The following is a 24,985-nucleotide window of genomic DNA, read 5'->3' on the forward strand; positions in this document are numbered from 1 at the left end:
AGGGGGGATGCAAACTGCAGATACAAAAAGGGCCAACCCTTTCGAGTTGGCCCTTTCCAAACGTTTGGTGGAGCTGGCGGGAGTTGAACCCGCGTCCGAAAACCTTTCATCATTGGTACTACATGCTTAGTCGATCTTTAAATTCACCACCCACCTGCGAACCGACACGCTAGTAAATGACTATCCTGAATTAAAATTCACCGTTCATCTCTCAGGCGGGAGAATCCGGGCTAGCGCGTTTGGGTTTGATCCCTCGTTGGTCCCCGTCTTACGTGCGGAAGCTAGGGCGAGAGAGCTCTGAGCAGGTTATTAAGCTGCTAGTGCGTAGTTTTCGTCGTTTGCGACTATTTTTTTGCGGTTTGTTAACGAGGCCTACCGCACCTCGGCATGCACCTCAGACTTCTGAATTCCCGTCGAATCCTAAATCAGCCCCAGAGGTAATATCGGCATAGTAACAGAAAAGTCTAGGCTGTCCAGTACTATGCGTCTAAGTGGTCAAGTTTAACGCAGTGAGCTCTTCATTACGCGCGCTTTTTCACGAGCCCAATCTTTTTCTTTAAGATCGGTACGTTTGTCGTGAAGCTTTTTACCTTTCGCAACACCAATTTTGATCTTTACCCAAGAGCGAGACCAGTACAGTGACAACGCGGCTAGCGTCATACCTTCACGGTTGATGCGACCAAGAAGGTTGTCGAGTTCACGACGACTCATCAATAGTTTGCGCACACGTGTAGGGTTTGCGACAACATGAGTAGAAGCTTGGTTAAGAGGTGTGATCGTCATTCCGCTGACAAAAGCTTCGCCGTCACGCATGAAAACGTAGCTTTCAGCGATGTTGGCTTTGCCTTGGCGAAGTGCTTTCACTTCCCAGCCTTGTAGCTCCATGCCGGCTTCAATTTCATCGTCAATGAAGTATTCGTGGCGAGCTTTTTTGTTAAGCGCGATAGTGTTACTACCCGCTTTTTGCTTTGATTTTTTCTTTACCATAATGAACTCATTATACGGGTTGGATATACGTTAGGAAATCCTTTTATTTGCTCTATCGTGGAATAAAAGTACAATTGGCACAAGTCTTAAACATGTACGCGTATCGATAGGAGTGTGTATGAAGCAAATCAGCCGTTCTGCTTTAGTGTCTTTTAGTGCAGAGCAGATGTTCGATCTAGTCAATGATGTTTCGAAGTATCCTGAGTTCCTACCTGGTTGTTCAGGTTCAAGAATCGTTGAGTCTTCGGGCGAGGGCATGGTGGCTTCTGTCGATGTAGCAAAAGCAGGTATCAGCAAGACATTCACCACGTCTAACGAGCTTATTCCGGGCCAGGCTATCATGATGAATTTGGTTGATGGACCATTTAAGACATTGCGTGGTGGCTGGATCTTTACCGCACTTGACGAGCAAGCGTGTAAAGTCGAGCTTAAGCTTGAGTTTGAATTCTCAAGCAGAATGATCGAAATGGCTTTCGGCAAGATTTTCAACGAGCTCACCAGTAACATGGTGAATGCTTTTACCAATCGAGCGAAACAGGTATACGAGTGCTATGAGTATTGAGTCGGACATGATTCACGTTGAGGTGGTGTATGCCTTGCCTCAAGAGCAGCGAGTGTTTAACTTGGTGGTGAATAACCATGCCACTGTTGAAGAGATTATTCGCCAGTCCGGTGTGCTTGAACTGTACCCAGAGATTGATTTGAAGAAGAACAAAGTGGGTGTTTATAGCCGCAACGTTCGACTAGATGCGACAGTTCGAGACAAAGACCGAATCGAAATTTACCGTCCATTATTGGCGGATCCAAAAGAGATTCGTCGTAAACGAGCTGAGCAAGCAAAAGTGGCTGGCAACGCAGATCCTGTGACGGGTGGTAAGCCAAACGCCTTGAGAAAATCAGCGGAATAATGCTTGAAGATATAAAACAAAACCTCCCAACTGGGAGGTTTTGTTGTTTTTGGAGCTTACTTTTCTCGCTCTGTGCGCGTCAGCCGAAATAAAAAAGCCTCCGTGCGGAGGCTTTAGGAATACTGCGAAAATAAAGGTTGTTTACTGAATCTTCTCGTAAAACGCATCGCTTTTCGGGTAGTCACCAGTGATGTCTGCCAGTGTGCCTTGGTCGTTAAAGTTAACGATAAGATCTTTTTGCACTGATTCACCGTGACCTGGAGTGTGGTGGTAAATGTAGTACCACGTATTTGGGTAGCCATTTTCAATCAACATAGGTGAACCAAGAACGTAGCGAACCTGTGCTTTAGTCATCCCAAACTTTAATTTATCAACCGCACTTTGTTCTACATAGTTGCCTTGGTTGATATCAATACGATAAACCAGTTTTTCCAATACCGAACATCCTGTCAGCAATGTCATTGCTAATGGTACGGCAACTAACCACTTCTTTAATTGCATAATAATTTCTTAGTAACCTTTAAAATACTGCGCTGATAATAAACAAGCTCGACGCAGATGTAAAAAGCTATGCGTCGTATGGTAGGAACTCTGACAACGAATTTTGAGTTGAGTTGCATTTATTCATCGATATTGCACGCTAAATGACGGAACATGACTCACAAATTCGCGTAAACCTAGAGCTGAACAGTTTGTCACGCAAAATAATGGCATTTTTGTCAGGCCAATGAGGGAGAAAGTTCAGCGATTATTTGGCTTGTGAAAACTCAAGTAGAGTATCGCCGGAAAAGCGATAGTACTCTTTCTCGGTGACTCGCTCAGCGCCAATCGATTGGTAAAACCGACCTGCGATAGGATTTGTACTTTCTGCTGTCCAATCTAATCGATGGCAACCATGATTGACGGCAAGAGACGTGAGATATTTCATCAACTTTAATCCTACGCCTTTTCCTCGCGCAGAAGAGGACACAAATAGGTCTTTCAAATACATTTGACCAGAGAGTTTCGGTGCAGGAAACATCACGGTGTAGGTTGCAAACCCCATTATGGTGTCGTCATTGTATGCAGCAATAACTTTGACACCAGAGTACTCTGAAAAGACTTTGTACTTGAGATAATGAGTCAGTTCTTTCTCGGAGGCAGCTTGCTCGTTGAAATAGTATTGCTCCAACTCAACAAAAATAGGGACAAGATCTAAGCAGTTGGTTTTGTTGATTGCTCTGATATCCATTTCTCATCCCTCGCCGATCTGTTAAGCCGCGATAAGCAGTTCTTTTGCGTTTGCCAATGTAGAGTCAGTGATTTGGCTGCCACCAAGTAGGCGAGCGAGTTCTGCCACGCGTTGTTCTTCATCTAGTGAGCGCATTTGTGTTTCAGTTTGGCCGCCTTTGGTGTGTTTGGCTACAAACATCTGCTGGTGACCGCAGCCAGCAACTTGCGGCAAGTGGGTAACACACATAACTTGGGTTGATTCGCCCAGTTTGCGCAGCATCTTGCCAACTACGGCGGCGGTTGGGCCGCTGATACCTACATCCACTTCGTCAAAGATCAAGCTTGGTGTGTCAACTTTCTGCGCTGTGATCACTTGGATCGCTAAGGAGATACGTGATAGCTCACCGCCAGACGCGACTTTAGCGGTAGGTTGTAATGGTTGGCCTGGATTGGTTGAAACCAAAAAGCATACGCTGTCCATGCCTAGCGGAGATGGATGCGCGTTTTCGTTGTTCACTTCGATACTGAACACGGCTTTTTCCATGCTCAACTCGTGCATGCTTTGGGTGATCAGCTTGTTCAATTCTTTAGCATAACGGCTGCGTGATTTGTGCAGTTTTTCTGCTTGAGTTAAGAAGCTTTGGTATTTCTGCTCCACTTCTTGTGCTAACTCATCTAAGCGTTCATCAGAGCAATCTAGTGCTTCGATTTGTGCCAGCAGATCTTGGTGGTGCTGGTATAGCTCATCAGGCATCACATGGTGTTTGCGAGCCATCGACATCACTTTAGAAAAACGTTCTTCGACATAAGCCATACGACCCGGATCGACATCAATGCCGTCAAGGTAGCTGCGAAGTTCGTTTTTGGTTTCTTCTAGCTGGATCATTGCTTCTGACAGCATGTTTGGTAGTTCAGCGAGTTTCTCATCTAATTCCGATAATTGTATTAGGGAGTGATTGGCCGATTGCAAAATACCAAGCGCATTGACTTCTTCACCTTCGTAAATAAGTTCGATGGCTTGCTGACAGGTAGCGGCAAGTTCACCGCTGTTGGACAGTCGTTTGTGCTCTTGCTCGAGCTCTGCGAATTCTTCTTCACCTAGCGATAACTCATTCAGTTCTTTGATTTGGTATTCAAGCAACTGTTTTTGTGCCTGGTTTTGCTGGCTGTTCTCTTTTAGCTGCTTAAGGTTATTGTCTGCCTGACGCCAATGCTGGTAAGCACTGCGTGTGCTTTTCAATAGGTTTAAATGTCCTGCATATTGGTCAAGCATGGCCATTTGATGCTCGCTTTTCATCAATTGATGATGTGCGTGCTGTCCATGGATGTTGATCAACAACTGCCCAAGAGATTTGAGTTGTGAAAGTGGGACTGGGCTGCCGTTGATGAAGGCTCTAGAGCGGCCTTCTTTGGTGATGATGCGACGCAAGATACATTCGCTGCCATCCAGCAGGTCGTTATCTTCTAGCCAACGCGTTGCGTGTAGATTGTTGTCCAGTAAAAAGGCAGCGCTGACTTCTGTTTTTTCTTCGCCTTGTCGCACCATGCCTGCATCGGCACGCCCGCCTAAACAAAGACCTAAAGCATCAATTGCAATGGATTTACCTGCACCTGTTTCACCAGTGATGGTGGTCATGCCCTTTGAAAGCTCGAGCTGTAAAGACTTAACAATCGCAAAATTATTAACACTTAGATGAGCCAGCATTTTTATTTACCTGTATAACTGAACAATACTGTATAAGAAAACAGTATATACTGTTTCTTTATACAGTAAAGGTGGGGGCGGTATTTTTTATGAAAGAAGCGCTTTTTTGTGATGGATAAAGGAAAAATAGGTCTCGTAAAATAAAACGATTTATTTAAATTGAATAAGTTACGGTCGATTTGGATTAATTGTGAGCGGCTCAAAAACGGCTACGGTATTAGTTGTTGCTTCTAGGCGAGCGACATTCAGAGGTGCCTACATCAGGAAGGAGAATTATCGACAAAGTCATCCGGTGTGATAGGCGGAGCATCGGGAATAGCATCGATAATTGGGTTAGTGACTCGAAAAGTGATGGCATACAACTGATAGTTGAGCGCTTATTTCCGCTTTTTTCAAAAAGGTTGATGCTTTCACATCAACCTTTGTTTATTAAAACAGTTTGCTTGACCAACCAAGTTTGTTTCTTAGTACGTGGTAGTAGCTGTAGTCTTTTGGATGAATTAGCTTGAGCACGTTTGGGCTTTGATAGATATGTATTTCATCACCCGGAGACACTGGTAGGGAGACTTGCCCGTCACAGCTCACTTCTTGTGTTCCGCGGTTTTCTGGTGACACGATCAGCTTAATACGGCGCTTACCATCTACTACTAGTGGTCGGCTTGAAAGGGTATGTGGAAACATTGGCACCAAAGATATCGCGTTTAAGCTTGGCGACAGAATTGGACCACCACCAGAAAGCGAGTAGGCAGTCGAACCTGTTGGGGTCGATACGATCAAGCCGTCAGCACGTAGGGAAAACGCAAAGCTGTCATCGATGTAGACTTCAAATTCAATCATGTGCGCCACTTGCCCTGGGTGAAGCACTGCTTCGTTCAAGGCCGCGTTGTGGCTTTTGATTTGTCCGTGGCGATGAATCTCTGCTTCTAACAAAAAGCGCTCTTCTTCAATGTACTCGCCTTTCAGTACAGCCTTTAATGCTTCTTTGAAGTCATCTGGATTTAAGTCCGTTAAGAAGCCTAAGTTACCACGGTTTACACCGATGACGGCCACGTCAAAGCGCGACAAAATACGCGCAGCGCCCAACATGTTGCCATCACCGCCAACAACGATAGCGAGATCCGCGTTTTTACCCAGTTCAACGAGGCTAGCAAATTGGCTTTGCGGGATTTCGTCTAAAATTGCAGCAAGGCGATCATCGATAAACACTTGGTAACCCTCGGATGTCAGCCATTCGTACAACTCTCTATGAGTTTGTATTGCCTGCTGATCTCGTGGTTTTCCGATAATCGCGATCACGTTACATGGGTTTTTCATAGCATTTCCGCATTAAAGAGGCTTGAATCAGGAATCTTCATCCCCATAATAATGGCAAGTTACCTAAATATGCGAATTTTTATGTGGTTAAAGCCCGCAAAACGTGAGTGGCTTTAAGGACATTAAGTTGAATTCTGGAGATATCATGAGCAACGAAGAAAACAAAGTTACAGAAGAAGAGCTTGATCAAATCATCGAAGAAGCGGAGAAAGTAGAAGCAGCAGCACAAGAAGCTGAAGCAGAACTTGAAGACATTGGTGATGAGAAAGACGCTAAGATTGCTCAACTAGAAGCAGCACTACTGTCTAGCGAAACCAAAGTGAAAGACCAGCAAGATGCGGTTCTTCGCGCTAAAGCTGAAGTAGAAAACATGCGTCGTCGTACTGAGCAAGAAATCGATAAAGCTCGTAAGTACGCTCTGAACAAATTCGCTGAAGAACTACTTCCAGTTATCGATAACCTTGAGCGTGCAATCCAAGCTGCAGATGCAGAGCACGAAGTGGTTAAGCCAATTCTTGAAGGTGTTGAGCTAACGCATAAGACATTTGTAGACGCAGTATCGAAATTTGGTTTGAAAGAGATCAACCCAGAAGGTGAAGCATTCAACCCTGAATTCCACCAAGCGATGTCTATTCAAGAGAGCCCAGATCACGACTCGAACACAGTGATGTTTGTGATGCAAAAAGGCTACGAGCTAAACGGCCGTGTTGTACGTCCTGCAATGGTTATGGTTGCTAAGTAATCAGTTAACCCATTGATATAAATATATTAAAACGCCCGCTATTCAATAGCGGGCGTTTTTGTTTCAAACATGCCCTCATCATATTCACTCCTCTGAATATGCGATGAATTTGAAATTTGATCCTCTTCAAAGTTTTTCTTATTGGGAAATATTTTTCTCATAGGATACATCCTTTCTTTATATCGCTTACTTATGGAATGCTGTGTCTATAAGTGGCTGTTCTGACTTTCCTTCGAGATTTAATTCTGAATATGAATGTGGATCTAGTGATTTACTTTTAATGTTATCTATTAACATTTCTGTAAAGAAAGTCTTTATTTTGTAACTCTGGTGTGTATTATTCGCGATGTCTGCCGTAAAAATCAGCAGATGTAACTATAAAAATATAAATAGCAAACACAACATTTCGGAGATTTATGATGGATAAATCGCTTTCTAGTAAGATTTTTATTGGTTTGTTCGCCGGCCTTGTGCTGGGTACAGCTATTCAGTACTTATTTAGCGGTATTGCGATTTTTGATACCTATATCCTAGGTACGGCAGAAGGGGCAGGCGGCATGTTCGTTTCGCTGATTAAACTTCTGGTTGTTCCTTTGGTTTATGTATCAATTGTATGTGGCATTGTTGAGCTTAAAGACATTCGTTCTTTTGGTCGCTTAGGTGGTAAAACCTTTACTCTTTACATTTTGAATACCGTCGTTGCGATTATTGCTGCTCTTACTGTTGCTATGATTGTTCAGCCTGGTGCTGGCGCAAACCTAGCGGGTACGATTTCTGACTCTGTGGCACTTAAGTCAACAGAAACGCCGGATATCTTCTCTATGGTTGTGAACATCGTTCCGAGCAACCCGGTACAGGCGTTTGCAAATGGCGACATGCTACAGATCATCTTTATGGCAATTCTGACAGGTCTTGCTATCCAAGCGCTTGATTCAAAAGGCGGCCCTGCGGTTCGTACTTTTAAGATGGCGAACGAAATCATGATGAAGCTGATTGGCCTTGTTATGAGCCTTGCGCCATACGGTGTATTCGCTCTGATGATTCAACTTGGCGCAACACTGGATGCAGGCACGCTTGCATCGGTAGCAGGTTATGTTGCTCTTGTGGTTTCAATGCTGGTGCTTTGGATCTTCGTTGTATACCCACTAGCGGTTCAAATGTTTACAGGTATCTCTGCACGTGAGTTCTCTCGTAAGACGCGTGAGCAAGTGCTGTTCTCTCTATCTACAGCAAGTTCAAATGCGACGATTCCTGTAACGATGCGCACTCTTACTGACAAGATCGGTGTGTCTAAGTCGGTAGCTGGTTTTGGTGTACCACTGGGCGCTACGATGAACATGGCAGGTGCTTCAATCTACATCGCAATCGCAGCGGTATTCTGTGCGAACGCATTTGGTCAGCCTATCGCGGTATCTGACCTAGTGACTCTAGGCTTCACGGTTCTGCTACTGTCTATCGGTGCTGGCGGTGTTCCTGGCGGTGGTGTAGTAATGGTTGGTGTTATCCTTCACCAATTGGGTCTACCACCAGAAGGTCTAGCAATCGTTGCTGCGGTTGACCGTATTAACGACATGTTCTGTACATCATCTAACGTAGTCGGCGACACTGCAGTAAACACGATTGTTGCTAAGTCTGAAGGCGAGATTGGTAAAGAAGAAATCGTGGATGCTGAGCCAGCACAAGCAAGTGCATAATTGATAATTGCTCACTCAATCGAATTCAAAGCGAGGTCTTAGGGCCTCGCTTTTTCTTTTTAGAGACGCTTCGCTTCGGGAACGGACTTCGTCCTATGGAACGCTGCGCTCCGAGATTTGAGAATCCCGCCCCACCTTTTGCGCAACTTTTTTCAATTTTTTTTGCTCTCTCCCTTGAAAAGCCATTTGCAGCCCTTATCTATTGGGCATAAGAGAAGCAAACAACATTATTTTAGTTTGTGAGTAAGGGTTGAAACCCGATTCTACGTCCCCACATAGGGGATATAGCAAAACGAAAATAGAATTTATTCGGAGATAGCCTGATGGGTAAAATCATTGGTATTGATTTAGGTACTACTAACTCTTGTGTTGCTGTTCTTGACGGCGACAAACCACGCGTAATCGAAAATGCTGAAGGCGAACGTACAACAGCATCAGTAATCGCATACACAGAAGGCGAGACGCTAGTTGGTCAACCTGCAAAACGTCAAGCTGTTACTAACCCTCAAAACACACTGTTCGCTATCAAGCGTCTAATCGGTCGTCGTTTTGAAGATGAAGAAGTTCAACGCGATATCGAAATCATGCCTTTCAATATTGTTAAGGCTGACAACGGTGATGCATGGGTAGAAGCGCAAGGCCAAAAAATGGCTGCTCCTCAGGTATCTGCTGAAGTTCTTAAGAAAATGAAGAAAACAGCTGAAGACTTCCTAGGCGAAGAAGTAACTGGCGCAGTTGTAACTGTTCCTGCTTACTTTAACGATGCTCAACGTCAAGCAACTAAAGATGCTGGCCGTATCGCTGGTCTAGATGTTAAACGTATCATCAACGAACCAACTGCTGCTGCTCTAGCTTACGGTCTAGACAAGCAAGGCGGTGATCGCACTATCGCTGTATACGACCTTGGTGGTGGTACATTCGATATCTCTATCATCGAAATCGATGAAGTAGAAGGCGAGAAGACTTTCGAAGTTCTTTCAACTAACGGTGACACTCACCTTGGTGGTGAAGATTTCGATAACCGCATGATCAACTACCTAGTAGATGAGTTCAAGAAAGAGCAAGGTATCGACCTTAAAACTGATCCACTAGCAATGCAGCGTGTTAAAGAAGCAGCAGAAAAAGCGAAAATCGAGCTTTCTTCTACTACTCAAACTGACGTAAACCTACCTTACGTTACTGCTGATGCGACTGGTCCTAAGCACATGAACATCAAAGTGACTCGTGCGAAGCTTGAGTCTCTAGTTGAAGACCTAGTACAACGTTCTCTTGAGCCTCTAAAAGTTGCTCTAGCGGATGCTGACCTATCTGTAGGCGAAATCACTGACGTTATCCTAGTTGGTGGTCAAACTCGTATGCCTATGGTTCAAGCTAAAGTTGCTGAGTTCTTCGGTAAAGAAGCTCGTAAAGACGTAAACCCTGACGAAGCAGTAGCAATGGGTGCTGCAGTTCAAGGTGGTGTACTAGCTGGTGACGTTAAAGACGTACTACTTCTAGACGTTACTCCTCTATCTTTCGGTATCGAAACGATGGGCGGCGTAATGACTAAGCTAATCGAGAAAAACACAACTATCCCAACAAAAGCGGATCAAGTGTTCTCTACAGCTGAAGACAACCAAAGCGCGGTAACTATCCACGTACTACAAGGTGAGCGTAAGCAAGCGACTTACAACAAGTCTCTTGGTCAGTTCAACCTAGAAGGTATCCAACCAGCACCACGTGGCATGCCACAAATCGAAGTAACTTTCGACCTAGATGCTGACGGTATCCTAAACGTATCTGCGAAAGATAAAGCGACTGGTAAAGAACAGAAGATCACTATCCAAGCATCAGGCGGTCTGTCTGAGGAAGAGATCGAAGCAATGGTACAAGAAGCAGAAGCTAACAAAGAAGCGGACAAGAAGTTCGAAGAGCTAGTAACTGCACGTAACCAAGCTGACCAAATGATTCACGGTACTAAGAAGCAAGTAGAAGAAGCTGGTGAAGCTCTGCCTGCAGAAGAGAAAGAGAAGATTGAAGCAGCTATCTCTGAGCTAGAAACTGCACGTAAAGGCGATGACAAAGAAGCGATCGACGCTAAAGTTCAAGCGCTAATGACGGCAGCTCAAAAGCTAATGGAAATCGCTCAACAACAAGCTCAAGCGCAACAAGCACAAGGTGCTGACGCTGATGCTCAACAGTCTAAAGAAGACGACGTAGTTGATGCTGAGTTCGAAGAAGTTAAAGACGACAAGAAATAATATTTCTAACTAGGCGACTTATGGTCGCCTAGAGTCGATAAGACTTTTGTGTGCGGGCGTTTGGGGTAACTCTTACGCCCGTCTGTTTGTCCAAGCTGTCTTTCTAGTTAAGTATTTTGCAATGAGTGCACTTACCTAGAACGATACAAACACCAAGCGGTAGATCATGCCGTTTGCAGTAATTAATTGGTGACGAAGAACATGTCAAAACGTGATTTTTACGAAGTATTAGGCGTAGGCCGTGATGCCTCTGAGCGCGATATCAAAAAGGCGTACAAGCGTCTAGCGATGAAATTCCACCCAGACCGTAACCAGGGTGATCAGTCTGCAGCGGACAAGTTTAAAGAAGTAAAAGAAGCGTACGAAATTCTCACTGACCCTCAAAAGAAAGCGGCGTACGATCAATACGGCCATGCTGCTTTTGAACAAGGCGGTGGCGGCTTCGGCGGCGGCGGCGGCGGTTTTGGTGGCGGTGGCGCTGACTTCGGCGACATCTTTGGCGATGTGTTCGGTGATATTTTTGGTGGCGGCCGTCGTGGCGGTGGTCAGCAACGCGCGCAACGTGGCGCAGACCTGCGTTACAACATGGAACTGTCGCTAGAAGAGGCGGTTCGTGGCGTATCAAAAGAGATCGAAGTACCTACGCTTGTTCACTGTGATACTTGTGATGGTAGCGGCGCGAAGAAAGGCTCGTCAGCTGAAACGTGTGGTACCTGTCATGGTCACGGTCAAGTTCAGATGCGTCAAGGCTTTTTTGCAGTACAACAGACCTGTCCTACCTGTCACGGTAAAGGCAAGATCATCAAAGACCCATGTAATGAATGTCATGGTCAAGGCCGTAAGCAGAAAACTAAGACACTTAACGTTAAGATCCCAGCTGGTGTTGATACTGGCGACCGTATCCGCCTATCTGGCGAAGGTGAAGCGGGAGAAATGGGCGCACCAGCAGGTGACCTTTACGTACAAGTTCACGTGAGAGAGCATCATATCTTTGAACGTGAAGGCAACAACTTATATTGTGAAGTGCCAGTAAGCTTTGCTATGGCAGCTCTAGGTGGTGAAGTTGAGGTTCCGACGCTAGATGGTCGTGTGAATCTTAAAGTACCGACAGAAACGCAAACTGGCCGCATGTTCCGCATGCGTGGTAAAGGTGTGAAAGGCGTTCGTGGCGGCGGTGTGGGTGACCTAATCGTTAAGCTAGTGGTTGAGACTCCAGTTAAGCTAAGTTCTCGTCAAAAAGAATTGCTGAAAGAGTTTGATGAGTCTTGTGGTGGCGATGCTGCAACTAAGCACAAGCCAAAATCCGAAGGTTTCTTCAACGGTGTGAAGAAGTTCTTTGATGACTTAACCAGCTAATTGCTGACTAAGTTAAAATTTAATAAGAAGCCCGCATTGATGCGGGCTTTTTCGTATCTGTTTTCTTTTAGCCAGAGAAGGGAAGGTGGCTTAATCAGTTCCAGCACTCGCTTGGCGATTCAATATTGGTTGAAGTGAGGGTTATTTTTTTATCTTGGCTGCTCGGAAAGCAGCTGTCCCCATCTTGTCCACGATCAGATTTTGCAGTTGCTGTAATTGTGTATGCTGCTGTTGCTGAGCTTGCGATGGAAAATGAGAAGCGGTCTGCGTCCGAATCACAAATCGTACAACTACCCCCAGATATAATTCCGCTCCAGTCATAGCCACCGTTGTAAGTGGTTTCGAGTTCTAACTGAATACGACTAATGTCACTCAATGCAACAGTGCGATGTGCAGTGATCGCGTGGTTGGAATAAGACGGATAGGCGATAGCGGCAATGATACCGACGATCACAACGGCTATTAGTAATTCGATCAATGTCATCCCTCTAAATCGTTTGTTGTATCCGTTACAACCAGAAATTCGAATCATGACGAGTAGTTCCCTTTTCACTTTTCCGCCTATTTTTCTTAGGTGATAGCATCAGCGCAAGATGAATTACGGCCCTTTTGCCGTTTGCATAGGAATTTGGGAAATGCCTCGCGGGTTTACGTTGTTGGAGCTTCTGATCACCATCGCTGTAATGAGTGTTTTACTGGCGGCGGCAGCACCATCTTTCCAAAATGTTTTTGAAACCAACAAAATGCAGCGCTTAGCTGGTGAGCTACACGGTTTTGTTCTTCAAGGTAAGTCGGAAGCGATTTTACGCAGAGAAAGACTCTGGGCCCACATTATTATGTCTGGGGCTTCATCAAGTGATGGTAATTGGCGAATAGAACTTACTAATAACGGAACCGAAGGAGCTGGTACGGTTTTGTTGTCATTTTCGGGAGAGGCTTACAACGGAATTGTGGTTACGCCAAGTTATTCATCGACTCAAATCAGTTTCGATGACGTTCATGGTCGCCCTTCCTCCGGTAATATCAAATTTTATCCGGTAGGAGAATCTACAAAAGCACTCAAACTCATCTCTCACACTCTTTCTGCTCGCGTTCGTGTATGTAGTGATAACAACAATACCGAGTTCTTTGGGTACTCAACCTGTTCTTAAGGGATGAATATGTTTAACCAAAAAGGTGCCAGCCTCGTTGAGTTTATGATTGCCTCTTCTTTGGGGCTGATCTCTCTCGCTATTGTCGGTTCGCTTTATATCAGTGGCCAAAAGGTGGCGATGGAGCGCTCTAAAGAGCTGATGTTACTGCAAAACACAGCCAGTGTTCTGCAGATGATGAAGAGCGATATTCAGCGAGCAGGATTTGATGGTAGCGATAGAAATTCGGTCAAAATATCCGGTGCAAGTAACACACTTTATACCATTAGTGGCGCTGACTCTGGGCTTATGGCATACGTTTATAACGTTGGGGTTTCTGGAGCTACGTCTTTGTATAAAAACGTGGTGTATGAGCAACGGGATGGCACGCCTGAATCGCTCTTTGTGTGTCAAAAGAAGCAAGCCACTATATGGAATATCAATGATGTGGCCAACCTCTCCGGTACAGGGACGTGTAACACACTCTTCGACAAAAAGGCGATCCACGTTAATCGGTTTGATCTTGTGAGTGAGGTTTTAGAAAACACTGACGCCAAGAGTGCCCTAATAACCGTTACCTTGGGGACTGAATTGAAAGATGCGACGAATATTCGTACGGAGAAGTCCTTTACTGTGAAACAAAGGAACTGGCAATAATGAATAAACAACAAGGTGCAGCAGCGTTACTGGTTGTCAGTGTATTACTTGTCGCTGCGTTAATGATGTCGCTTGGTAGCTACAAGTCTCTTTTTTATCAGATCAAGCGTGCCAATAACCAAATTGAAGCGCGGCAAGAGCACTGGCGTGCTGAGGGGGGATTGGAGTGTGGCTACGCGATAAATAAAGCGGATATGTCGGTCACACCAAATACGCAAGACTACTCTAGTTGTTTGCAAAGTACCGTTACTGCAACTCAATCTTTGGTCGACCCGAAACTCTACGAGCTATCTTCGAGCGTAAACAACCGAGTTGAGACCTTCAAGAGTATTGAAGTAATTGGCAGACCCACTGGTGCTATACAGGCTCGCTCTGATTTGAAGTTAATGGGGTCCTATCTTTTTACGCCGGAATTTGTCGAGCCAGACACTTGTGTATCTGTTCGATTTATGACTTCAGTAGCAATGGAGGGCGCTTTTGTTACTACACACCCTTCTGGAAAAACGTGTAGTTCATCTCATATGACGAATACTGCGCGCTCAGGGTTATGCGTTTCTGGTGACTCTAACTGTGATGATTCTGCTGGCATAAACGACTATAAAGTGAAAGTCATTGGTAACAATCAAGATTATATTGGCGACGAAAAGATGTTTGAGCATGATTTTATTCATGACCCAAACCTTGACCCTTTTGAAGCGTTTTTTGGTTACCCTCGCTCCCAATTAACTCAAATAAAAAATGGATTCGTGGTGATTGATGGGAGTGTGGCAAGTAGCTCGTCAACAGTTCAATCTTGTGTTGACAGGATAATCAGTGCGTTTTCTGTGAGCGATAAAGTGTGGGTGGTTGGTGATTGTGACCTAGAAACCGGTATCGGAATCAACCTTAATGCTAGCCCTAAGCTTCTTGTTATCGAGAATGGCTTATTGTCGGTTAATGGTGCTGACTCTTTTCCCGGAACTGTTTACCAATTGTTTACTTCTACAGTCAGTGACATGACCGCAAGATGGACATCAGATGTCTCAGTCACTCCATTTATAGGAGGACTCTCGACAGACGAAATAAAAAAACTTACTTTTTTTTCCCGTGGCGCTTTCAAGCCTGTAGGTGGGTATGTTTTCGACACCCCTGGTGGGTTAAGTGTTTTTGGTGCCGCAGTTAACTTGGAATTTGATTCCACATCCGTACCCAATGATCACAAGAAAATTAAATGGAAAAAGGGTTCTTGGAATGATCTCTAAACAAAAAGGCTTTAGCTTAATCGAGGTGCTGATTTCGTTTCTGCTGCTTGGTATTGGCGCACTTGGTTTAACTAAGCTACAAATCTACATGGAACGTGAATCGGATTACGTGATTCAAAGTATCGAGGCACTGCGACTGGCCGAAAATCAACTTGAGCTGTTCCGCACTCGAGGTGCTTCTGAGGCAATGTCTACTATGACACCGGCCAGTTTCGCTGCTATTGCAACAGGATCTTCTGCTACTGGATCTTATATCGTTGAGTGGGAAGTGCCTGCAGCAACGATCTCCGAATCTCTCAAGACCATCACGATAACTTCTAGCTGGAAAGATAGGATGGGGGAAACGCAATCGATTGAGCTAAAAACAATGATTTCGCGTTACAGTGAGTTTGAAAACTAACGTGTTTTATATTCCTTTTGCAATTGCTTTTGTCGTAAGTATCTACAACCTTTATGCTTGGTTAGGTGGTTAATAAGTGGTTTTGCAACTGTTAATGCAATGGTGTACTACTGTTTTTTTTATGTTTAATTGATATGGATTTTTGCAAAATATGTCTCCAAATATGGAAAAAAGCGTAGAATCTTGTGCTTTCTTAATATCTATTTAATAGAATGCTCTACTGAAAATAGGCTATGGAACCAACATCATTCATATGGAGTTACCATGAGTAACCAAGCAGTAAATAAGGCACCATCACCGAAGCCGAGCGGGATGGATCGCTTTCTGAACTTTATCGAGCGAGTAGGTAATAAAATTCCCGATCCAGCGATTCTGTTCTTCTGGGCACTAATCATTACTTGGGCTGCGTCTGCACTTTTGTCGAATGTTTCTTTCGACCTTCTAAACCCTCGAACTGGCGAAGCTCTTACTATTACTAACCTTCTAACAGGTGAAGCACTGGCAAGCTTCCTTGCTAATATGGTGACAACGTTCACTAGCTTTGCGCCACTTGGCATCGTTCTAGTAGCGATGTTGGGTGTAGGTGTTGCCGATTCTTCTGGCTTCATCACGACTGGCCTTAAGAAGATGCTGAACTTCACGCCAGCAAAACTTCTTACTCCAATGCTAATTCTTGTAGCAATCGTATCGCACACAGCGGCGGATGCGGGCTACGTTCTGGTTATTCCTCTTGGTGGTATCATCTTCCACGCAGCTGGTCGTCACCCTCTAGCGGGTATCGCAGCAGCGTTTGCAGGTGTATCAGGTGGTTTCTCTGCTAACTTTATTCCTTCAGGTATTGACCCTCTATTGGCTGGTTTCACACAAACAGCTGCACAGGTTCTAGATCCTGAGTACGTGGTTAACCCATTAGCAAACATCTTCTTTACTGGTCTATCTTCAGTAATCATTGTTGCTATCGGTTGGTACGTAACTGAGAAAATCATCGAACCACGCCTAAAGAACACACCAATCGACGAAGACGCAGAGAAAGCACCAGATCTAGGTTCTTTCACTGAGCTTGAGTCTAAAGCGTTCCGTTACGCTGGTTGGGCAATGATGGCGGGTATCGCTCTTCTTGTTGTGGCGCTTATTCCAGAAAACTCTGCACTGCGTTCACCTGAGGGTGAGATCACTGCGTTCTCTGCGCCAATCATGAAGTCTATCGTTCCGTTGATCTTCATCCTGTTTATCATTCCGGGTTACGTTTACGGTCGAGTTTCTGGCACGTTCAAGACAAGTAACGACGTCATCAAAGCGATGGCGGATACCATGTCTACTATGGGCGCATACATCGTAATGTCGTTCTTCTGTGCACAGTTCCTATCTGCATTTGCGCAATCAAACATCGGCACGATGCTAGCGCTATACGGTGCTGAAGGCCTGAAAGCGATGAACCTACCAGGTGAAGCAACTATCATCGGTATGATTCTTCTAACAGCTTCTGTAAACCTTCTAATCGGTTCTGCATCAGCGAAATGGGCTCTTATCGGTCCAATCCTAGTTCCGATGCTAATGGCTGTGGGTATCTCTCCTGAGCTATCTCAGGCGGCTTACCGTGTAGGTGACTCTGTATCGAACATCATTTCACCCCTGATGGTATTCTTCCCTCTAGTAGTGGTTTACTGTCAACGTTACGTGAAATCGACAGGTATCGGTACACTAGCATCGCTAATGATGCCATTCTCGATTGCAATGCTAATCGGCTGGTCTATCTTCCTAGTGGTTTACTGGATGCTAAATATTCCTCTAGGTATTCAAGCGCCATACACTTACACTATGTAAGAACGTTAAAGCTATTAAGTAAATTTAGAAAGCGCTGGTCGAGAGACTGGCGCTTTTTTTGTTTTCGGGAATTGAAGAACGGACTTTGTCCTACAGGACGCTGCGCTTCCAGAGTCGGGAACGCGCAGCTCTAGGAATCGAGAGGTGTGTGCTGAAAGATTAGTGAAAGAAACTCAGTTCAAATAGCGTTGACAGAATGTGCTCCTAGAAAAACAAAATAAATCGCATCCCGCATCCCGCATCCCGCATCCCGCATCCCGCATCCCGCATCCCGCATCCCGCATCCCGCATCCCGCATCCCGCATCCGCTTCCACTTCCCCTCTTTGAAGGTTAAAATCCACTTTCAATTACGACCTATCCCAAATACCGGAGCCTCCTTTTGTCAGATTCTCAGTTTTCCCCTCAAGACGAACTATTTATGCGCCGTGCGATGGAGCTTGCAGAGCAAGCAGAAGCAGAAGGGGAAGTGCCGGTTGGTGCTGTTCTAGTGAAAGACGGAGAGATCATTGCGGAAGGTTGGAACCGTTCTATTTGCGCTCATGATGCGACGGCGCATGCGGAGATCCAAACTTTGCGTAAAGCGGGTGAAGCTCTAGGAAACTATCGACTGCTTGATACCACTTTGTATGTCACGCTAGAGCCTTGCCCAATGTGTGCTGGGGCATTGTTACACAGCCGAGTGAAACGCGTCGTTTACGGTGCGCCTGACTTAAAAGCAGGCGCTGCAGGAACGGTATTAAACTTGTTTGAAAGCCAAGCAGCGTACCATTACGCAACAGTTGAAAATGGGCTGCTGGAAGAAGAATGCCGCTCTCAGTTGCAAGCATTCTTTAAACGTCGCCGCAAAGAAATTAAAGCGAAGAAACAAGCGCAAAAGGCGTTGGAAAACGAGCGGGAAAATAAAGATAAGTAAGTTGAAAGGAGAATTAGTTTTTTCGGCTAGAAGTATTTTTAGCAAACACCTACCTAAGAGTAGATGTTTGCTTCACATTCTCAGTGATTCACTAGGTGAACGAAAACACGGTTACGTGCACTGACTTTCTTTTTCATACTCGTCAGCTTACGCTTGCGGCGGTTAGCAGCCACTGTCTTATTCAAACGTTTTGACTGCACTCTGCGCTTTCTCATAATCAGAACCTCTTGCAGACAACGAACACACTCTCCGACACTCGCATAGCAAAGCGTCTGACATACTATCAATCGATGACATTCTGATGAGGCACGCCTACGGATGAAGGTGGCATCAGTTTGAGGAGAAGTGACTAAAAGAACTTCTCTGCTATGCAAGCCTAATATTGGTATGGCACCAATGAGCATCACAAGCTAGATAAGCCCGAAAGACTGGATTCTGGATAACTTGATCTGTTGACTCAAAAAAATAGCGAGCTGAGGGCTCGCTATTTTCGAAGTTTTTATTCTGCTTTTGGCACTGGTGTTTGCTCTGCTTCTTGAGGCGCATTTTCTTCAGGTGGTGGTGTTACTTCAACTGCCCCTGAAACCTGTTCAGCCAAGGTCTCCACAGCACCAGAAACTAATAGATTAGGATCGAGTGGCGGGATAACCTGCAGGTCTTCTGTATCCTCGTCGATAGCAGGCTTTTGGCTTACATGGCCAATGATCGATTGATAGTAACGGCGGATGTTTTCTACGTAGTTACGTGCTTCATCACCACGGGCATAACCGTAACGAGTCTGGCTGTAATAACGTTTCTGACGCAACAATGGTAGACGCTCTTTTACATCTGCCCATGCGTTCGGATCGCCGCCTTGCGCTTTAGTCAGGCGTCGTGCGTCCATCATATGACCATAGCCAACGTTGTAAGATGCCAACGCAAACCAAATCTTTTCGTGTTCATTAATGGAATCTGGTACACGAGCGACAATACGACGCAGGTATTCCACACCACCTCGAACAGACTGTTCTGGGTCAAGTCGGTCCGTTACCCCAACGCTCTTCGCAGTAGGCAATGTAAGCATCATCATTCCACGTACACCCGTCGGTGATTTTGCTTTTGGTTTCCAGTGGGACTCTTGGTAAGCCAATGCGGCGATCAAGCGCCAGTCGAACTCTTCACTGTACTTTTGGAACAGTGGTGACCATTTCGGCAGGGTGTTATCCAAAGCTCGAATAAAGGCACGCGTGTCTACGTAGTCGAAAGCTTCAATGTGACCGATGTATTTCTCTTCGAGTGTCGCGAGTTCACCAGACTGTTTAATGTTGCCAAAGAACTCGATCAACATGGCATACAAGCTTTCATCTTCAGAACGACGAGTAAACCAAGAGACAGGTTGGTCTTCGGTGAGCTCAAAAGCCAAAGCTAAATCTGGGTATAGGCGCTGCGCCAAAGACAGTTCCACCGAGTCAGTTACTGTAAAACGCAACTCACCTGTTGATACGTGTTTTAAGAGGTCGCGAGTATCGGCATCGCCAATAATTTCGAATTGCAGCTCTGGGTGTTCTTTCTGTAGCGCGGTTAATGTCGGAACAAATTGTGACTGCTCAACAATTTGCAGCGTCTCTGCTCCTGCATTGCTGTCTTCGTTTCCGGCTTTCTCATCTTTTGATTCTTGATACTTGATGAGCTGGTCTACATCGCGAGGGCGAAGCTGGCCTTTTTTGTACACTACTTGCTGGCTCACATAGTAGTAAGCAGGCCCGGGACGGAAGCGTTGAACCGCTTGAGAAGTTTGGTTTAAACCTGTCGCGATAATATCAATATCGCCTTTTTTTAGAGCAGGGAATAACTCTGCTTGGCGGAAAGCGGGTCTGATTTCCAACTTCACGCCGAGTTGCTCTGCAAATTTGCGCGCCAGTTCGTAATCCAAGCCAGCAGGACCATCAGGACCAATGTAGTAGGAGAGTTGGTTGTTTAGCGTGCCAACACGTAGGACACCACGCTCTTGGATTTGCTCGAATTCACTTTTGGGTTCCGACTCAATCTGACAGGCAGAGAGTAAAAGCACAGAGGCGAAAAGTAGGGCGCTGCGCTTGAGTCGGTTGAACTGACTTATTTGCATTAATTCGGTACGTCTCGATAATTTTCTAGTTGCCTTTATATCAAAGCGAGCTGGTGGGGCAAAGTGAATCAGACAGATAGAGTGCGACATTGTGTGATTTATCGACATTTTAGTCGGAATTCAAATTTGACGAAAAAAATGACGCAAACGGTTGCTTTTAGTGTTACATCACAAAAACAATTGCTATATAATGCGCTCGCAACGAAGAGGTGGCATCGGCATAGGTTTGAAAAACCTTCGGGAATAGCTTCGAAGAAAACAGTATAACCCACTGAATTTATTCCAATATCACCTTAATCACTTGCAATAAGAGACCTAAGCACATGAGAATTTTGCGTGGCTCCCCAGCTCTTTCTGAGTTTCGTGTTAATAAACTACTGGAACTTTGTCGTGAACAAGATCTGCCTGTCACTGGCATTTACGCTGAGTTCATGCACTTTGCGGATCTAAAGTCTGACCTTGATGCTCAAGAGTTGGAAAAACTGGAAAAATTGCTGACTTACGGTCCAACGATCGAAGAGCATGAGCCAGAAGGTCTTCTACTTCTTGTTACGCCTCGTCCGGGCACTATTTCGCCTTGGTCTTCTAAATCTACTGATATCGCCATCAACTGTGGCCTAGACAAAGTAAAACGTCTTGAGCGCGGCACGGCATACTACGTAGAGACATCGACGCCTCTTAACGATGCTCAAATGGCTGATGTAAAAGCACTCATCCATGATCGCATGATGGAAGTGACATTTACTGATTTTGATGCGGCAAACGCGTTATTCCAAGCGGCAGAACCTGCGCCTGTAGCAGACGTTGACCTATTAAAAGGCGGCCGTGCTGCGCTTGAAAACGCAAACGTTACCCTAGGTCTTGCACTTGCAGATGATGAAATTGAATACCTCTACGATGCGTTCGTAAATAAGCTAGAACGCAACCCGACTGACATCGAACTAATGATGTTCGCACAAGCGAACTCAGAGCACTGTCGTCACAAGATCTTCAACGCAGACTGGACTATCGACGGAGTTAAGCAAGAGAAGTCTCTGTTCAAGATGATCAAGAACACATTCGAAACTACGCCTGAAAACGTACTGTCTGCATACAAAGATAACGCAGCGGTAATGGTAGGTTCTGATGTAGGTCGTTTCTTCCCGAACCCAGAAACTCGCCAGTACGGTTACAGCCAAGAGAAAGCGCACATCCTAATGAAGGTGGAAACGCACAACCACCCAACTGCTATCTCTCCTTGGCCGGGTGCTTCTACTGGTTCAGGCGGTGAAATTCGTGATGAAGGCGCGACTGGTATCGGTGGTAAGCCAAAAGCAGGTCTAGTTGGTTTCACAACCTCTAACCTACGTATTCCTGGTTTTGAACAGCCATGGGAAACAGATTTCGGTAAACCGGGTCGCATCGTTAACGCTCTAGACATCATGCTAGAAGGCCCACTTGGTGGTGCGGCGTTCAACAACGAATTTGGTCGTCCAAACCTACTTGGTTACTTCCGTACTTACGAAGAGAAAGTTAACTCTCACGGAGGTGAAGAGGTTCGTGGTTACCACAAGCCAATCATGATTGCTGGTGGTATGGGTAACATTCGTGACGAGCACGTTCAGAAGAAAGAGATCCCAGTAGGTGCAAGCCTAATCGTACTGGGTGGTCCTGCAATGAACATCGGTCTTGGCGGTGGTGCAGCTTCTTCAATGGCATCTGGTCAATCAGCCGAAGACCTAGATTTCGCTTCAGTACAGCGTGAAAACCCAGAGATGGAACGCCGCTGTCAGGAAGTGATCGACCGTTGTTGGCAACTTGGTGATGCTAACCCTATCGCATTTATCCACGATGTGGGCGCGGGCGGTATCTCGAACGCACTTCCAGAGCTTGTGGACGATGGCGAACGTGGTGGTATCTTCCAACTGCGTGATGTACCAAATGATGAACCAGGCATGAGCCCACTTGAGATCTGGTGTAACGAATCTCAAGAGCGTTACGTAATGGCGGTTGCGCCAGAGAATATGGAAGTATTCGACGCAATCTGTAAGCGTGAGCGTGCACCATACGCAGTAGTAGGCATCGCAACTGAAGAGCGTGAACTGAAACTTGAAGATTCACACTTCGAGAATACGCCAATCGACATGCCAATGGATGTGCTTCTTGGTAAGACGCCTAAGATGCACCGTGATGCGAAAACGCTTAAAGCGAACAACCCAGCGGTTAACCGTGACGGTATCGAGCTAAACGAAGCAGTGGATCGCGTTCTACGTCTACCAACGGTTGCAGAGAAAACATTCCTTATCACTATCGGTGACCGCACAGTAACGGGTCTAGTTGCTCGTGACCAAATGGTTGGTCCTTGGCAGGTGCCTGTTGCTAACTGCGCAGTGACCGCAGCAAGCTACGACACTTACCACGGTGAAGCGATGTCGATGGGTGAGCGTACACCAGTGGCTCTACTAGACTTCGGCGCTTCTGCTCGTCTAGCGGTTGGTGAAGCAATCACAAACATTGCAGCGACAAACATCGGTGATATCAAACACATTAAACTGTCTGCAAACTGGATGTCTCCAGCTGGCCACCCGGGTGAAGACGCAGGTCTTTACGAAGCAGTAAAAGCTGTAGGTGAAGAGCTATGTCCAGCACTTGGCCTGACTATCCCTGTGGGTAAAGACTCAATGTCGATGAAGACCAAGTGGGAAGAGAACGGTGAGCAGAAAGAAGTAACCTCTCCGCTATCTCTAATCATCACTGCGTTTGCTCGTGTTGAAGATGTGCGTAAGTCAATCACGCCACAACTTCGTACTGACAAAGGTGCTACATCACTAGTTCTTATCGACCTAGGTAACGGTCAGAACCGTCTAGGTGCAACGGCTCTAGCACAGGTTTACAAGCAGCTTGGTGATAAGCCAGCAGACGTAGACAACGCAGCGCAGCTAAAAGGTTTCTACGAGGGCGTTCAAACTCTAGTAGCGAACGGCCAAGTAGTGGCTTATCACGATAAGGGTGACGGTGGTCTATTCGTTACTCTAGCTGAGATGGCATTCGCGGGTCACTGTGGCGTTAAAGCTGACATCGCTGACCTTTATTCAGAAGAGAAGGGCGAAGATGCACTAGCGGCGCTATTCAACGAGGAGTTAGGTGCGGTCCTTCAGGTTAAGAATGAAGATTTAGACGCTGTACTTTCAACGCTAGCAGCAAACGATCTTGAAGCGTGTTCACACGTAATTGGCTCTGTAGAAGCATCTGATGAGCTAGTGATTACTTCTGGTGAGACAGTAGTTCTTGAGCGTAACCGTACTGAACTACGCACTATCTGGGCAGAGACAACGCACAAGATGCAAGGTCTACGTGATAACCCAGTATGTGCTGACCAAGAGCACGAAGCGAAGAAAGACAACTCTGACCCAGGCCTAAACGTCAAGCTAAGCTTCGATGTAAATGAAGACATCGCAGCGCCTTACATTGCGGGTTCTATGGTAAATACTGGCGCGAAGCCTAAGATGGCAATTCTGCGTGAGCAGGGCGTTAACTCTCACGTTGAGATGGCAGCAGCCTTTGACCGTGCAGGTTTTGAAGCAACGGATATCCACATGAGCGACATCCTAACGGGTCAAGCGGTTCTAGAAGAATACCAAGGCCTAGTGGCGTGTGGTGGCTTCTCTTACGGTGACGTACTTGGTGCGGGTGAAGGTTGGGCTAAATCAATCCTGTTCAATGAGCAAGCGCGCAACCAGTTTGAAGGCTTCTTTAAGCGTGAAGATACGTTCTCTCTAGGTGTGTGTAACGGCTGTCAGATGCTATCGAACCTGAAAGAGCTAATCCCAGGTGCAGACCTATGGCCTCGCTTCGTTCGTAACGAATCTGAGCGTTTTGAAGCTCGCTTTAGCCTAGTTGAAGTACAAAAGTCTGACTCTGTATTCTTCGACGGCATGGCAGGTTCTCGTATGCCGATCGCAGTGTCTCACGGTGAAGGCCGCGTAGAAGTACGTGACGCAGACCACCTAGCGGCGATTGAAGCATCAGGTACTATTGCAGTTCGTTACGTGGATAACCACGGTAACCCAACTCAGCAATACCCGAACAACCCGAACGGTTCGCCAAACGCAATCACAGGTCTAACGACTGCTGATGGCCGCGTAACTATCATGATGCCGCATCCAGAGCGTGTATTCCGCACAGTAGCGAACTCATGGTCTCCAGAAGGTTGGGGTGAGAACGGTGCTTGGATGCGTTTGTTCCAAAACGCACGTAAGAACATTGGCTAACCATGACTTAGTCAACGGTTAACGAAAATAGTAAAGCGCTGGTTGAGAGACCGGCGCTTTTTTATTTTAGGGAATCGAGAATAGACTTCGCCCTATAGGACGCTGCGCTTCGAGAGTCGGGAAAAATAGCGGCGTCATTTCCTAGACTGACGAAGGAAGGAGTAGGAAATCTCTTTTGAACAATGAATAGGGAGAGATCCCCAACTCACTCGTGCCTTGTTCTTGAGGATGACGATTAAATTGCGTTGGACTCATAAGGTGTTGACAGTATTAATTCCTAAATAGACAAAATGAAATCGTCTCCCGT

At 45.8% G+C, this 24,985-nt stretch carries 21 protein-coding genes and 1 other RNA gene; 13 read left to right on the plus strand and 9 right to left on the minus strand.

Annotated elements, in window-relative coordinates:
• Window positions 1-65 precede the first annotated feature (65 nt).
• Window positions 66-433, minus strand: a transfer-messenger RNA (tmRNA) gene (gene ssrA / locus A8140_RS03505).
• Window positions 434-501: 68 nt separating this feature from the next.
• Window positions 502-987, minus strand: coding sequence for an SsrA-binding protein SmpB (gene smpB / locus A8140_RS03510; RefSeq protein ID WP_005424760.1), 486 nt, complete (start codon window positions 985-987; stop codon window positions 502-504).
• Between the two features lie 118 nt (window positions 988-1,105).
• Between smpB and A8140_RS03515 the strand changes: the two genes are divergently transcribed.
• Window positions 1,106-1,549 (plus strand): SRPBCC family protein, encoded by a 444-nt coding sequence (locus tag A8140_RS03515; protein WP_005533750.1) that lies wholly within the window; start codon window positions 1,106-1,108, stop codon window positions 1,547-1,549.
• Entirely contained in the window at window positions 1,539-1,895 is a 357-nt protein-coding gene (locus tag A8140_RS03520; RefSeq protein WP_005533748.1) for an RnfH family protein, read from the plus strand. Before A8140_RS03515 ends, A8140_RS03520 begins: the two co-directional genes overlap by 11 nt.
• 141 nt (window positions 1,896-2,036) lie before the next feature.
• Here A8140_RS03520 and bamE read toward each other — a convergent pair whose 3' ends face one another.
• The 4 genes from bamE to nadK all read right to left on the minus strand — a co-directional run bounded on the left by bamE (window position 2,037) and on the right by nadK (window position 6,126).
• Complete coding sequence (bamE, locus tag A8140_RS03525; RefSeq protein ID WP_005533746.1) at window positions 2,037-2,396, minus strand: outer membrane protein assembly factor BamE; 360 nt, start codon at window positions 2,394-2,396, stop codon at window positions 2,037-2,039.
• A gap of 247 nt (window positions 2,397-2,643) precedes the next feature.
• Window positions 2,644-3,126 (minus strand): GNAT family N-acetyltransferase, encoded by a 483-nt coding sequence (locus A8140_RS03530; protein WP_005533738.1) that lies wholly within the window; start codon window positions 3,124-3,126, stop codon window positions 2,644-2,646.
• 21 nt (window positions 3,127-3,147) lie between these two features.
• Window positions 3,148-4,812 carry a DNA repair protein RecN gene (gene recN, locus A8140_RS03535; protein WP_005533737.1) on the minus strand — a complete coding sequence of 555 codons (1,665 nt, stop codon included), beginning with the start codon at window positions 4,810-4,812 and terminating at the stop codon, window positions 3,148-3,150.
• A gap of 429 nt (window positions 4,813-5,241) precedes the next feature.
• On the minus strand, window positions 5,242-6,126 hold the full coding sequence (gene nadK / locus A8140_RS03540) for an NAD(+) kinase (RefSeq protein ID WP_005533734.1): 885 nt from the start codon (window positions 6,124-6,126) through the stop codon (window positions 5,242-5,244).
• 145 nt (window positions 6,127-6,271) lie between these two features.
• Between nadK and grpE the strand changes: the two genes are divergently transcribed.
• From grpE to dnaJ, 4 genes are all read left to right on the plus strand, one after another.
• On the plus strand, window positions 6,272-6,868 hold the full coding sequence (grpE, locus tag A8140_RS03545; RefSeq protein WP_005533732.1) for a nucleotide exchange factor GrpE: 597 nt from the start codon (window positions 6,272-6,274) through the stop codon (window positions 6,866-6,868).
• Window positions 6,869-7,287: 419 nt separating this feature from the next.
• Window positions 7,288-8,562 (plus strand): dicarboxylate/amino acid:cation symporter, encoded by a 1,275-nt coding sequence (locus tag A8140_RS03550; protein WP_010648318.1) that lies wholly within the window; start codon window positions 7,288-7,290, stop codon window positions 8,560-8,562.
• Between the two features lie 323 nt (window positions 8,563-8,885).
• Window positions 8,886-10,802 (plus strand): molecular chaperone DnaK, encoded by a 1,917-nt coding sequence (dnaK, locus tag A8140_RS03555; protein WP_005533728.1) that lies wholly within the window; start codon window positions 8,886-8,888, stop codon window positions 10,800-10,802.
• Window positions 10,803-11,003: 201 nt separating this feature from the next.
• Window positions 11,004-12,158: a molecular chaperone DnaJ gene (gene dnaJ, locus A8140_RS03560; RefSeq protein ID WP_005533720.1), complete on the plus strand. Its 1,155-nt coding sequence runs from the start codon at window positions 11,004-11,006 to the stop codon at window positions 12,156-12,158.
• 94 nt (window positions 12,159-12,252) lie between these two features.
• Here dnaJ and A8140_RS03565 read toward each other — a convergent pair whose 3' ends face one another.
• The gene (locus tag A8140_RS03565) at window positions 12,253-12,690 is read right to left on the minus strand and encodes a type IV pilin protein (RefSeq protein ID WP_005533719.1); all 438 of its coding nucleotides are present in this window, start codon (window positions 12,688-12,690) and stop codon (window positions 12,253-12,255) included.
• Window positions 12,691-12,793: 103 nt separating this feature from the next.
• On the opposite strand from A8140_RS03565, the gene A8140_RS03570 reads away from it, so the two are divergent.
• From A8140_RS03570 to tadA, 6 genes are all read left to right on the plus strand, one after another.
• Window positions 12,794-13,309, plus strand: a complete 516-nt coding sequence (locus A8140_RS03570; protein WP_005533717.1) for a GspH/FimT family pseudopilin — start codon at window positions 12,794-12,796, stop codon at window positions 13,307-13,309.
• Between the two features lie 9 nt (window positions 13,310-13,318).
• Entirely contained in the window at window positions 13,319-13,945 is a 627-nt protein-coding gene (locus A8140_RS03575) for a PilW family protein (RefSeq protein ID WP_005533714.1), read from the plus strand.
• Window positions 13,945-15,186, plus strand: coding sequence for a hypothetical protein (locus tag A8140_RS03580; RefSeq protein ID WP_038862960.1), 1,242 nt, complete (start codon window positions 13,945-13,947; stop codon window positions 15,184-15,186). The genes A8140_RS03575 and A8140_RS03580 overlap by 1 nt, the downstream gene beginning before the upstream one ends.
• Window positions 15,176-15,586 (plus strand): type IV pilus modification PilV family protein, encoded by a 411-nt coding sequence (locus tag A8140_RS03585; RefSeq protein WP_005533711.1) that lies wholly within the window; start codon window positions 15,176-15,178, stop codon window positions 15,584-15,586. The genes A8140_RS03580 and A8140_RS03585 overlap by 11 nt, the downstream gene beginning before the upstream one ends.
• Window positions 15,587-15,850: 264 nt before the next feature.
• Window positions 15,851-17,410 (plus strand): AbgT family transporter, encoded by a 1,560-nt coding sequence (locus A8140_RS03590; protein WP_005533710.1) that lies wholly within the window; start codon window positions 15,851-15,853, stop codon window positions 17,408-17,410.
• Between the two features lie 380 nt (window positions 17,411-17,790).
• The gene (gene tadA / locus A8140_RS03595; RefSeq protein WP_033000363.1) at window positions 17,791-18,324 is read left to right on the plus strand and encodes a tRNA adenosine(34) deaminase TadA; all 534 of its coding nucleotides are present in this window, start codon (window positions 17,791-17,793) and stop codon (window positions 18,322-18,324) included.
• 80 nt (window positions 18,325-18,404) lie between these two features.
• On the opposite strand, the gene A8140_RS25815 is transcribed toward tadA, so the two are convergent.
• Entirely contained in the window at window positions 18,405-18,539 is a 135-nt protein-coding gene (locus A8140_RS25815; protein ID WP_005424864.1) for a hypothetical protein, read from the minus strand.
• 284 nt (window positions 18,540-18,823) lie between these two features.
• Window positions 18,824-20,428 carry a membrane-bound lytic murein transglycosylase MltF gene (mltF, locus tag A8140_RS03605; RefSeq protein WP_005533708.1) on the minus strand — a complete coding sequence of 535 codons (1,605 nt, stop codon included), beginning with the start codon at window positions 20,426-20,428 and terminating at the stop codon, window positions 18,824-18,826.
• A 323-nt stretch (window positions 20,429-20,751) separates the two neighbouring features.
• Between mltF and purL the strand changes: the two genes are divergently transcribed.
• On the plus strand, window positions 20,752-24,678 hold the full coding sequence (purL, locus tag A8140_RS03610) for a phosphoribosylformylglycinamidine synthase (protein ID WP_005533707.1): 3,927 nt from the start codon (window positions 20,752-20,754) through the stop codon (window positions 24,676-24,678).
• Window positions 24,679-24,985: the final 307 nt, after the last annotated feature.

Origin of the sequence: Vibrio campbellii CAIM 519 = NBRC 15631 = ATCC 25920 (assembly GCF_002163755.1) — a bacterium.
GTDB classification, from domain to species: domain Bacteria; phylum Pseudomonadota; class Gammaproteobacteria; order Enterobacterales; family Vibrionaceae; genus Vibrio; species Vibrio campbellii.

Bases quoted from the DNA above. Each gene is read 5' to 3' on its own strand.
- A8140_RS03565 (WP_005533719.1), bottom strand. From the start codon at position 12,690: ATGATTCGAATTTCTGGTTGTAACGGATACAACAAACGATTTAGAGGG.
- nadK (WP_005533734.1), bottom strand. From the start codon at position 6,126: ATGAAAAACCCATGTAACGTGATCGCGATTATCGGAAAACCACGAGAT.
- dnaJ (WP_005533720.1), top strand. From the start codon at position 11,004: ATGTCAAAACGTGATTTTTACGAAGTATTAGGCGTAGGCCGTGATGCC.
- A8140_RS03575 (WP_005533714.1), top strand. From the start codon at position 13,319: ATGTTTAACCAAAAAGGTGCCAGCCTCGTTGAGTTTATGATTGCCTCT.
- A8140_RS03585 (WP_005533711.1), top strand. From the start codon at position 15,176: ATGATCTCTAAACAAAAAGGCTTTAGCTTAATCGAGGTGCTGATTTCG.
- grpE (WP_005533732.1), top strand. From the start codon at position 6,272: ATGAGCAACGAAGAAAACAAAGTTACAGAAGAAGAGCTTGATCAAATC.
- A8140_RS03515 (WP_005533750.1), top strand. From the start codon at position 1,106: ATGAAGCAAATCAGCCGTTCTGCTTTAGTGTCTTTTAGTGCAGAGCAG.
- A8140_RS03590 (WP_005533710.1), top strand. From the start codon at position 15,851: ATGAGTAACCAAGCAGTAAATAAGGCACCATCACCGAAGCCGAGCGGG.
- A8140_RS03570 (WP_005533717.1), top strand. From the start codon at position 12,794: ATGCCTCGCGGGTTTACGTTGTTGGAGCTTCTGATCACCATCGCTGTA.
- mltF (WP_005533708.1), bottom strand. From the start codon at position 20,428: ATGCAAATAAGTCAGTTCAACCGACTCAAGCGCAGCGCCCTACTTTTC.
- purL (WP_005533707.1), top strand. From the start codon at position 20,752: ATGAGAATTTTGCGTGGCTCCCCAGCTCTTTCTGAGTTTCGTGTTAAT.
- smpB (WP_005424760.1), bottom strand. From the start codon at position 987: ATGGTAAAGAAAAAATCAAAGCAAAAAGCGGGTAGTAACACTATCGCG.
- A8140_RS03520 (WP_005533748.1), top strand. From the start codon at position 1,539: ATGAGTATTGAGTCGGACATGATTCACGTTGAGGTGGTGTATGCCTTG.
- A8140_RS03530 (WP_005533738.1), bottom strand. From the start codon at position 3,126: ATGGATATCAGAGCAATCAACAAAACCAACTGCTTAGATCTTGTCCCT.
- A8140_RS03550 (WP_010648318.1), top strand. From the start codon at position 7,288: ATGGATAAATCGCTTTCTAGTAAGATTTTTATTGGTTTGTTCGCCGGC.
- A8140_RS03580 (WP_038862960.1), top strand. From the start codon at position 13,945: ATGAATAAACAACAAGGTGCAGCAGCGTTACTGGTTGTCAGTGTATTA.
- bamE (WP_005533746.1), bottom strand. From the start codon at position 2,396: ATGCAATTAAAGAAGTGGTTAGTTGCCGTACCATTAGCAATGACATTG.
- dnaK (WP_005533728.1), top strand. From the start codon at position 8,886: ATGGGTAAAATCATTGGTATTGATTTAGGTACTACTAACTCTTGTGTT.
- A8140_RS25815 (WP_005424864.1), bottom strand. From the start codon at position 18,539: ATGAGAAAGCGCAGAGTGCAGTCAAAACGTTTGAATAAGACAGTGGCT.
- recN (WP_005533737.1), bottom strand. From the start codon at position 4,812: ATGCTGGCTCATCTAAGTGTTAATAATTTTGCGATTGTTAAGTCTTTA.